Origin of the sequence: Allomesorhizobium camelthorni, assembly GCF_011045125.1 — a bacterium.
GTDB lineage: Bacteria > Pseudomonadota > Alphaproteobacteria > Rhizobiales > Rhizobiaceae > Allomesorhizobium > Allomesorhizobium camelthorni.
Genome location: NZ_JAAKZF010000026.1, coordinates 65,043 through 73,337, shown reverse-complemented (window position 1 = coordinate 73,337; position 8,295 = coordinate 65,043). Strand labels below are relative to the sequence as shown.

Sequence of the window (8,295 nt, the reverse complement as noted above, 5' to 3'; positions counted from 1 at the left end):
GACTGCCGCATCCGCCGCGACATCGCAATCGTGAGACACCACGATGGCTACGTCGAACTCGCTAAGCTCAGCCCCAGAAAAGCAGGTGCCTAGCGCTTCTTTTGGGAGAATGTGGCCCTGACGCCAAGGCGTTTCACGGCTCCATTCTCCCATTCTCGGTCACGCCTTTTCACTCAGGTGAGGCGTTCCGATATCGTCTGCGGTCAAGGGCTCACCTCCGCGGCCCTTTAAGCGATCCGCAATTGACCGGCGCTGTTCGAGCTCTCGTTTGACGATGGTCAGAAGTGCTCGTGCGGCGTCCTCGGCAGACTCGCCATTCGCGACCTTATCAAAGAAACTGCCTCCAGCGACTCTGCGCCGTAGGATTTGATGTGAGGCTGTAAGGCCTTCCACTTGGAAGACATCAGCAGCCCGAGAGAGGTCTTCCAATTTTGCAGCGTTCTCCGCCGTTATGGATGTGCCACTTTGCCAGTCATAAATCGCCTGCCGGGACACCTTAAGAACCCGCGCCAATTCGGTGACTGTCGGTTTCAGGACCGACCGGACGTGAGTCAAGTTTTCTGCTGGTGAACGGCCGAAATGGTCGGATTTAGGCGCGACCTCATAGTGCGCGACCGCGTATCCACGGTCGCCGCGATCACGATAGTAACCTGCGGTCGGTACGCCTCCGGTACCGACCTGGAGGCCCACTGCAGTCGTTAGGGAAAAAATTGCAGTAGTAATTGGAACAATTGCTACTGCACCCCTTTGCCACCAGAGAGGCGCGGGAGACGCTAAAAAAGTCGCCGTGCTCATGCCCATACCTCCATCGCATGCTCAGTCACGGTAGCCCTAAATGCCTTTACAATTTCTTCGTGGATCGCCGTGAGGCGGTCCTTCACCGTTTGCAGCGCAAAAGATTCGCGCCGCTGGATAGAGCCGTCGTTGTCGAGCACAGCGTGCACACCGTTCAAGGACTGAAAACGGCTCGGCACCGCAAGCCGATGTCCTTGCAAATCGGGAGGAAAACCAAGAGGGCCATCCTGTATCACGGTGCGCGCTGTCACGCTAACGTCGCTTACCGAGAATACCGTTTCGTTTAAGGAGTGGGCGATTTTCCCACCAGACTTTTCATATAATCCAAGAACCCACTCATTCAAGTACTGAGGCAAATGTTCTCCGCCCTTGGGGAACACTGCATCCAGATATCTGAATCCAATCCGATCAGTATAACTGAGTTCAACAGCTTTATGAACTATGTCCAGCCCTCTGAGAAAGTTATCAGAAAATGTTTCGAATACATCATATTCGGTAGTTTGAAATGAGAGAGCCCCCTGATCCAAAAGGAAGCCGGAGGTTCGATCAGCATCAAGAAAGCTGTACTGCGCGACTTGAGAGACAGGTACTTGGCCTGAAGCGCCCTCAGGAAGGATTGTTAGATTGAATGTGTTAAGGATGTTCTTTTGCACATCCGGGAAGCCATGTCGCCGGAGGTTTTCCTGAATTGCGGGGGCGTAGGAATCCAGTGCAAGGATCGGATTGAAACGAGCCTGCATGATTGCAAAAAAGACGGGTGCGTTGCTCATCTTTTTGCTCATGCGCGTCCCACCCAGTCTGACAAATCACTTGACACTTGACATATAGCTTGACAGCCGACGTGGCAAGCGGTTTTGCACCGCGCCAGCAAATTCACTTGGGAAGACCTAGCGGCAGGTACGGGGTGGGTTGATCTAACTCCCACTTCTCCGACAGAAGCCCACGCTTCTAGTTAGCTAAACCCGGCCATCGGCTGTCAAGATTAACTATCATTTTCTGTCCATGGACAAGAATCCGTGGACAAAAGTGACAAAAATGAACAAAAAATGGGCTTCCGTTTCCCATTTTTGTCCATCGATTTTTGAGGCTAAGTTGTTGGTTTTGTTGGGGTTTTGAGTGGCGCGCCCGGAGAGATTCGAACTCCCGGCCCCCAGATTCGTAGTCTGGTGCTCTATCCAGCTGAGCTACGGGCGCGCGACGGGCCGCAAGTACACGGCCACCGCAAGCCAGTCCTGGAACCGGCCGCGAACGAGACAGGTACCTAGCGACTGAAGAACCGAAAAGCAAGCCGGGCCGCCAAAACTTTTCACGGGCCGTTTCAGGCCGGCCGGCGCAGGCCGCCGCGGGCGTCTTCGAGCCGCACCGGCTGGTCGGGAATGGTGACGGAAAACACGGTTCGGCCGCCGACGCTCTCGACCAGATCGAGCGAGCCGCCATGGGCGCGGACAAGTTCGTGCGCGATCGCAAGGCCCAGCCCAGTGCCGCCGCTGCGCGCCGAACCGCGAAAGGCGGCGAACAGATTGTCCCTCGCCTTCTGCGGCAGGCCGGGGCCGGTGTCGGCCACGAAGATGCGGCTGACGCTGCCGATCCGCTCGGCCGAGACTGAAAGCCGGTTGACGACCGCCCGCTCCCGATCCGCCGCCATCGCCTCCAGCGCGTTGCGGCAGAGATTGGTGAGCACGCGGAACAGCTGCTCGGAATCGGCGTCCACCTCGAAAGCCGGATCGACGGCGTTGACGAATTCGATGCCGCCGTCCGGGTTGATGCCGAGAAGCTCCTGCACGTCGTCGACAAGTTGCCTCAGCCTCAGCCTGCGGCGCGAGGGCGGCGCTTCCTGGGTGCGGCCATAGGCCATCACCCCTTCCGAATAGGAGACGGCGCGGTCGAGCGCCCGAACCAGCTTCGGCACGAAGGACTGCACGGTCGGGTCCTTCACCAGCCGCAGGCGGTCCGACATCAATTGCGCCGACGCGAGAATGTTGCGCATGTCGTGGTTGATCTTGGAGACGGCGAGGCCGAGATCGGCGAGGTGCTTCTGCTCGCTGAGCGTCTTCTGCAACTGGCGCTGCATGCCGGCAAGTTCGCGCTCGGCGACGCCGATCTCGTCGCCGCGATCCTCCGGCTCGATGATGCGGCCGGGATCGTCGGGCGCCCGCGAAAAGGCCAGCATCGAACCGGTCATGGTGCGGATAGGGCGGATCATGATGCGGTTTATGGCGTAGAAGACCAGCATCGCCGTGATCAGCGAAATCAGAAGCGACAGGAAAGCGACATTGCGCGAATAGACCAGCATGGCGTTGCGCAGCTTCTTATCGGGCACGACGATCTCGAACTCCTTATCGCTGTCGCCGACCTTGCCAAATACGCGCAGCATGCGGCGGCCGCCGAAGAACAGCGTGTCGACCGCGCCCGTCATCGCATCCATCGGCCCTACCGCCGCCAGATCTATATGCTTGTCGACCTGCGGCGGCATATCGGCCACAACCAGAAGCCGCGACACGCCTTCGTCGCGAACCGCTATCGCCTTGGCGCCGATCGCCATCAGCACGTCGTCCTGAACCGCTCGCGACAGGCTCGCTGCATCGTCCTCGATCAGCACGGTCGACACGGCGGCCGCGGTGCCCAGCCGCTCCTCTAGCCAGCGCAGCCGGAAATTGGCGATCGAAGGCAGGAATATCAGCACCTCGGCGATCAGCACGAACAGGACGGTCAGCACCAGGAGCTTCAGCGAAAGGCCGCGCGACAGCGGCACGCCGCGGTCCCCGTCGCTGACTGCGCTTTCCTGAATCGTGTTCTCGGTCATGCTCTCCGTCTTCCAGCATACCGCCGGTTCAGCCCAACCGGCGCAGGAGCCCGATCAGCCGCCGCACCAGCGGCTTGCCCGCCGCACCCGCAAAATAGGTGATCGCCGCGCGTTTGCCAATTTCGCTCATTGTTGGATAGGGCGCGACATAGCCGGCCACGTCGCGCAGGCCGAGCCCTTTCGACAAAGCAAGCGCCCACATATTGATCATCTCGGCCGCATTGGCCCCGACGATGGTGATGCCGAGGATCCTGCCGCGAGGACCGGCGACGATCTTGATATGGCCCTCGGTCCTTCGTTCGGCCTGGGCGCGGTCGTTCTCGGCATAGGGCCAGCGCAGGATGCGAATTTTCTTCCCGACCTTCACCGCTTCCGTCTCGGTCATGCCGACATGGGCAAGCTCGGGATCGGTGAAGGTCACCCAAGGCACGGCGTCGAGCTTTTGGCGGGCCGGCAGCCGGAATAGCAGCGCGCGGATCACGATGCCGGCGTGGTAATTCGCGACATGGGTGAATTGCAGCGAGCCCGCCACGTCGCCGACCGCATAGACGCGGGGATTGGTGGTCCTCAGCCTGTCGGTGACCTTCAGGCCCTGGGCGTCATATTCTATACCGGCTTTTTCCAGGTCGAGGCCGGCTACATTGGCCGCGCGTCCCGCCGCCACCAAAAGGTGCGTGCCGTCCACGATCTGCCGTCCCTCGGCGATTTCGACATGGACGCGGATGCCGGTCTTGCCGCGTTTCTCGACCTTGGCGACTTTCGCATTCTCGCCTATGTCGACGCCCTCGGCGCGGATCTGCCTCAGTACGAGCGCCGCAAGCTCGGGATCGTCCTTGCCGAGCGCACGCGCCGCCTCGAGCACGGTCACCCGCGATCCCAGCCGGCGATGCGCCTGTGCAAGCTCCATCCCGATCGGGCCGCCGCCGATCACGACCAGATGGCCGGGGCGCCGCGTCAGGTCGAACACACTCTCATTGGTGAGGTAGTCGACGCTGTCGAGCCCCTCGATCGCAGGAACCAACGGCGACGAACCGGTCGCCACCACGAACCGACGGGCGCGGATCTCGAAATCGCCGGCAACCACCGTGCGATCGTCCTTGAAGCGCGCTTCCGCCTCTATCACGTGGACGCCGAGCGCGGAGAAGCGGCCAACGGAATCGTTGGGCGCGATTGCTTCGATCACGCCGTGGACATGGCCGCTGACCTGACGGAAGTCGATTTCGGGTTCGACCGCACCGATGCCGAATTTCTCGCCATGGCGCATCATGTGGGCCCGTTTTGCCGCCGCTATCAGCGCCTTGGAAGGGACGCAGCCATAATTCAGGCAGTCGCCGCCCATTTTGCCCTTCTCGATCAGCACCACCGGCACACCGAACGCCGCCGCGGCGGCCGCGACCGAAAGGCCGCCGGAACCGGCGCCGATGACACAGATGTCGGGAGTGAGGATTTTCGCCATTCATCGCCTTGCAGGAGGATGTCAATCGTCGGGCGGCTTCCCGCTCAGCCCGCTCGCATCCAGAATTTCCTTACGACGGCGGCGAGAGCCGCGACAAGGGCGAGCGCGGCGAAGGCGATGGTGATCTCCGGCGTGACGAGGTCTCCGACCGCGACTTCACGGCCAGCCCTCCGCGCGGCCACCAGCACGCTGTCGACGCCCTGGCCGAGCCAGGCATAGGCGAAGGCGCCGGGCAGTATGCCTATCAGCGTCGCGACGACGAACGTGCGAACGCGCACGTTGAAGACGGCAGGCGCGATGTTGACCACGAAGAACGGGATGAACGGCGCTATGCGCAGCACCAGCAGGTAACTGAATGCGTCGCGCTCGAAGCCTTGCGATAGCCTGGCCGCCGCGCCGCCGACGCGCTCCCTCAGGAACCCGCCGAAGGCGGTGCGCGCGGCCAGGAACAGGATGGTGGCGCCTACCGTCGCGCCGATGATGGCGAGCACGCCGCCGAACAGCCAGCCGAACAGGAAACCCGAGAAGATCGTCAGCACGGATGCCGCCGGAAAGGAGAAGGCCACCGCCGCGGCATAGAGCAAGGTGAAGCCGAGTGGCGCTGCGATCGGGTTTGCGGAGACGAATGCTTTCAGGGCCAGTCGGCTGTCGGCAAGGAAGTCCAGCGTCAGATAACGATGCCAGCCCATCGCATAGCCGAGGCCGAGGCCGGCAGCGATGAGGAGCAGCGGCATGAAGCGCCAGCGCTTCGCCACGGGTTTCCGCCCCTTTCCGTCCTCGGCCATGCTTGTCGCGACTGCCTCCGTAGCCATTCGCTCCTACCTTACGCGATTTTCCGCTGGTCAAGGCCAGTTGATCGACAAAGCGGCCGCATGCAAGCACATGACGCGCCTCTCACCGCGTTTTGACCGAAGCCTGCGCGACACTCACCCCTTTGTGAGGCGACGTCGTCATTCGGCCGACCCGGACACGACTATGGCATAGATGAAGCGGCGCAGGCTGGCTTCGACATAGCTTTGCACACTACCCTGCGGGTCGAAACTCCACCAGAGCAGCGAGCCCTGCCATTGTGACGCCGTCAGCAGGCCGATGCCTTGCGGCGCGTGCCGGACCTGCGAGAAGCAATCCTCGAGCGCGCTGGACAGCGCAGCCTTCCAGGCCGCCCCGCGCGCCCGAAGGACCGGATCGCGGAGGTCCTCGCGCAGGACGAGCAATCCCTCAGCATAGGTTTCGATCCCGCCATAGTTGCTCAGCGCGACCAGAAGTTCGACCGCGCCGTCGGGAGTTTTCGGAACCGTAGCCGCAAGCTTCGCGGTCTTCTCGTCCAGCCGCTCCCAGGCGAGCAGCAACGTGCTTTGCTTCAAGCCCGCTTTGCTCTTGAAGCGCTGTACCAATGTCGCGGCCGATAGGCCGCAGGCGCGAGCCACGCGCTCGAAGGTAAGCGCCTCGGGGCCGCTTTCGTGCAGGAGCTTGAGCGCGGCGTCCAGAACGTGCTCGTCGGATAGCGTCTTGGTGCGCGGCATCTTGACCTTTCGTTTATAACTGAATATTCGTTTATAAACGAAGTGCCGGCAAATGCCAGCCTTCGAACAGAAATTCATTGTGAATTCAGTGCGGGAGGGTTTGATGACGCTTCAAGGAAAAGTCGCCTTGGTCGCGGGCGCAACGCGCGGCGCAGGCCGCGGCATCGCAGTCGAATTGGGAGCGGCCGGAGCGACTGTGTTCGTGACCGGACGCACGACGCGCAGCCAGCAATCCGAATATGCCCGGCCCGAAACCATAGAGGAGACGGCGGAACTGGTCTCCGCCGCAGGCGGCAAAGGCATAGCCGTACAAGTCGATCACTTGGTCCCGGACGAGGTCCGCAAGCTCATCGGCCGCATCCGCGCCGAGCAAGGCAGGCTCGACGTGCTCGTCAACGACATATGGGGCGGCGAGAAGCTGTTCGAATGGAACAAGCCGGTCTGGGATCACGATCTCCAGAACGGCCTGCGAATGTTGCGGCTCGGGATCGACACACATCTGATCACCGCGCACTACGCACTTCCACTGATGATCGAATGTCCGGGCGGCCTGCTCGTCGAGGTGGCCGACGGCACCGCCGAGTATAATGCGGAGCACTACCGCCTCTCGCCCTTCTATGATCTCGCCAAGGTGGCGGTGACGCGCATGGCCTGGGCGCATGCCAAGGATCTCGCGTCGCATGGCGCGACCTCGGTTTCGCTGACGCCCGGATGGCTGCGTTCGGAGATGATGCTGGAGGCGTTTGGCGTCACCGAAGAGAGCTGGCGCGACGCGACCGCCAAGGTCCCGCATTTCATGATCTCCGAGACGCCGCGCTTCGTTGGGCGCGCCGTGGCCGCGCTTGCCGCCGATCCTGACCGGGCTCGCTGGACCGGCCAATCGCTTTCCAGCGGCGGGCGGGCCCAGGTCTACGGCTTTGCCGACCTCGACGGTTCCCGCCCCGATGCATGGCGCTACATTCGGGAAGTGCAGGACGCCGGAAAGCCGGCCGACGCGACAGGGTACCGGTAGGCCTTGTAAAAGCCGGGATTTCACCCTACCGCGGCGGCGATTGACTTCCGGAAACCTTGTTTCTATAAGCCCGCTCACGCTCGGGCCACGCGTCCGGCGCAGTTCCGATTGCGCCAAGACAGGCCGGCGAAGCTCCTGTTCACAAAAGTGACAGTCTCAAGAAGGGCCGCACGCCGCGGTATTAAAACAAATGAAGCGTACCTATCAGCCATCCAAACTCGTTCGCAAGCGCCGGCACGGCTTCCGCGCGCGCATGGCCACCAAGGGCGGCCGAGGCGTTGTCGCAGCCCGCCGCAACCGCGGCCGCAAGCGGCTGTCTGCCTGAGCGAAAGACGGGACCGTTGCCGGAAACCGGCAAGCCCGGCCTTCCCTCCCCCGCGCGGCTTCGCAAGCGGGCGGAATTCCTTGCCGTCCGGCGTGGTGAAAAGCGCCGCGGGCGGCTCTTCCTACTGGAAGTATTGAACCGCGGCGACGAAGGTCCGCCGCGCGTCGGCTTCACGGTAACCAAGAAGACCGGCAACGCGGTTCAGCGCAACCGGGTGCGCCGCCGCCTCAAGGAAGCCGTCCGCGTTCATGCGGCAGGTGACATGCAGCCCGGCAATGATTATGTGATCGTCGGGCGCGACGACGTTCTCGACGCCCCTTTCGGCCAGCTTGCGGCCGAGCTCTCTCGCCGCATCCGCGCAAAGCGCTAAGGTCACGGACT

At 62.2% G+C, this 8,295-nt stretch carries 9 protein-coding genes and 1 tRNA gene; 3 read left to right on the top strand and 7 right to left on the bottom strand.

Annotation, left to right across the window (positions count from 1 at the left end; all coding sequences use genetic code 11):
- Nucleotides 1-159 precede the first annotated feature (159 nt).
- From G6N73_RS18395 to G6N73_RS18365, 7 genes are all read right to left on the bottom strand, one after another.
- Nucleotides 160-795 carry a helix-turn-helix transcriptional regulator gene (locus G6N73_RS18395; protein WP_165030157.1) on the bottom strand — a complete coding sequence of 212 codons (636 nt, stop codon included), beginning with the start codon at nt 793-795 and terminating at the stop codon, nt 160-162.
- Nucleotides 792-1,577 (bottom strand): TIGR04255 family protein, encoded by a 786-nt coding sequence (locus G6N73_RS18390; protein WP_165030155.1) that lies wholly within the window; start codon nt 1,575-1,577, stop codon nt 792-794. The genes G6N73_RS18395 and G6N73_RS18390 overlap by 4 nt, the downstream gene beginning before the upstream one ends.
- 335 nt (nt 1,578-1,912) lie before the next feature.
- A tRNA-Arg gene (locus tag G6N73_RS18385) sits at nt 1,913-1,989 on the bottom strand.
- Between the two features lie 124 nt (nt 1,990-2,113).
- The gene (locus G6N73_RS18380) at nt 2,114-3,598 is read right to left on the bottom strand and encodes a sensor histidine kinase (protein ID WP_165030153.1); all 1,485 of its coding nucleotides are present in this window, start codon (nt 3,596-3,598) and stop codon (nt 2,114-2,116) included.
- 28 nt (nt 3,599-3,626) lie between these two features.
- Nucleotides 3,627-5,054 (bottom strand): dihydrolipoyl dehydrogenase family protein, encoded by a 1,428-nt coding sequence (locus G6N73_RS18375; RefSeq protein ID WP_165030151.1) that lies wholly within the window; start codon nt 5,052-5,054, stop codon nt 3,627-3,629.
- 44 nt (nt 5,055-5,098) lie between these two features.
- Nucleotides 5,099-5,866, bottom strand: coding sequence for a TVP38/TMEM64 family protein (locus G6N73_RS18370; RefSeq protein ID WP_165030149.1), 768 nt, complete (start codon nt 5,864-5,866; stop codon nt 5,099-5,101).
- Nucleotides 5,867-6,004: 138 nt separating this feature from the next.
- Complete coding sequence (locus tag G6N73_RS18365) at nt 6,005-6,577, bottom strand: TetR/AcrR family transcriptional regulator (protein WP_165030147.1); 573 nt, start codon at nt 6,575-6,577, stop codon at nt 6,005-6,007.
- Between the two features lie 103 nt (nt 6,578-6,680).
- Between G6N73_RS18365 and G6N73_RS18360 the strand changes: the two genes are divergently transcribed.
- The 3 genes from G6N73_RS18360 to rnpA all read left to right on the top strand — a co-directional run bounded on the left by G6N73_RS18360 (nt 6,681) and on the right by rnpA (nt 8,284).
- On the top strand, nt 6,681-7,589 hold the full coding sequence (locus G6N73_RS18360) for an SDR family oxidoreductase (RefSeq protein ID WP_165030145.1): 909 nt from the start codon (nt 6,681-6,683) through the stop codon (nt 7,587-7,589).
- Nucleotides 7,590-7,779: 190 nt separating this feature from the next.
- Complete coding sequence (gene rpmH, locus G6N73_RS18355; protein ID WP_008833937.1) at nt 7,780-7,914, top strand: 50S ribosomal protein L34; 135 nt, start codon at nt 7,780-7,782, stop codon at nt 7,912-7,914.
- A 16-nt stretch (nt 7,915-7,930) separates the two neighbouring features.
- Nucleotides 7,931-8,284, top strand: coding sequence for a ribonuclease P protein component (gene rnpA / locus G6N73_RS18350; RefSeq protein ID WP_165030143.1), 354 nt, complete (start codon nt 7,931-7,933; stop codon nt 8,282-8,284).
- Nucleotides 8,285-8,295 lie beyond the last annotated feature (11 nt).